This is a genomic window from Bifidobacterium sp. UBA6881, from assembly GCA_002451435.1.
Lineage (GTDB): Bacteria > Actinomycetota > Actinomycetes > Actinomycetales > Bifidobacteriaceae > Bifidobacterium.
This window is the reverse complement of the sequence record DKCF01000087.1, coordinates 1-1,274: the sequence shown is the minus strand read 5'-3', so window position 1 is coordinate 1,274 and position 1,274 is coordinate 1. Positions and strand designations below refer to the sequence as shown.

At 60.9% G+C, this 1,274-nt stretch carries 2 protein-coding genes; both read left to right on the top strand.

Annotation, left to right across the window (positions count from 1 at the left end; translation table 11 throughout):
- Window positions 1–119: 119 nt before the first annotated feature.
- Window positions 120–638, top strand: a complete 519-nt coding sequence (locus B3C64_RS06780; RefSeq protein WP_291534623.1) for an alcohol dehydrogenase — start codon at window positions 120–122, stop codon at window positions 636–638.
- Between the two features lie 71 nt (window positions 639–709).
- Window positions 710–1,274: prephenate dehydratase domain-containing protein (locus tag B3C64_RS06775; protein WP_291534622.1), on the top strand; the 565-nt coding region annotated here is incomplete at its 3' end.

Here is a 1,274-nt window from a genome sequence, read left to right as displayed (position 1 = left end):
AACGCCCAGAACAACAAGTGACAGCTGACAGGTAATGCTGCTCTAATACAACGGGAAGAGGAAGAGACATGTTTCGTGTCTCTTCCTCTTTTTCAGAAACAGGAGCGATAGTGGCGTATATGAAACAACGGACATCGCAAACGGAACACGCATCGGCACGGGCCGACCGCAGACTGATGCCATGGTCGCATCGGCTGCCGGCATGGGCAAGATTGCTGATCGACCTGCTGTCCGGCGTGGCGGTGGGCATGATCGGCACCATCGCGCATCGCATGGGCGCTTCCTCCAACATTCCATACGGCCTGTTGCTGGCCTATCTGATCGTCGTGCTGTCCACTTGGTGCGCGCGTTCCCGTGACGGTGCGTCTGGTTTGGCGCTGCATCTGATCGGCTCGTCGCTGATGGTGTGGATGGTGCTTTCGGGATACGGCCCGGGGGGTGACGCCATGATTCCCGTCGGTTTCGGCGACGGCGCGTCGATGCCGTTCTTCAGCGAGCATGTCGGCTACTTCTGGCTGTACGGCGTGCTGGTCATCCCCCTGGTGATGCTGGTGCTGCCGAAGCGCTGGTTCGCCGTTCCTCCGCGGCTCGACGACGAACGCAAGGACTCCGCACAGGTGGCTCAGCCGGTGGAATGATCGCGGTTTCCGGACCGATGATGCGATAAGGTGCTTTTCGTCAGGCAAATCTTCACGAGGAATGAGACGCAATGGGCGCACGCAAGCTGTTCTATCTCGGTCCGCAAGGCACATTCACGCACCAGGCCGCCGTCAACGCGTCTCATATGCTGGCGCCCCTCGCGACCGAAGGATTCGAACTGGTGCCGATGGACGATGTGCCGCAGATCCTCGAAGCTGCGCAAAACGGCGAGGGCTGGGGAATCATCGCGTGGGAGAACAACGTCGAAGGTTATGTGGTGCCCAATCTCGACGCCCTCATCGACGAAAGGGACCTCGTCGGATTCGCGCGCGTCGATGTGAACGTGGAATTCGACGCGTATGTGCGCGCCGGGACGGATCCGGATGCCGCCCGCATCGCCACGGCCCACTCCCATGGACTCGCGCAATGCAAACGATTCATCGAACAGCACCATCTCAAACCGCGTCCGGCCTCGTCCAACGCGGCCGCATGCCGTGACCTCGCGGACGGCGAAATCGCCTTCGGACCGCACATCTGCGGCGAGCTGTACGACATCACGCGCATCGGAACGTCCATCCAGGACTATCGGGGCGCGAACACCGATTTCCTCGTCCTCGCACCTCGTGAGGAGGTCT

Coding starts and splice junctions, on each gene's coding strand:
- B3C64_RS06780 (WP_291534623.1), top strand. CDS start 120: ATGAAACAACGGACATCGCAAACGGAACACGCATCGGCACGGGCCGAC.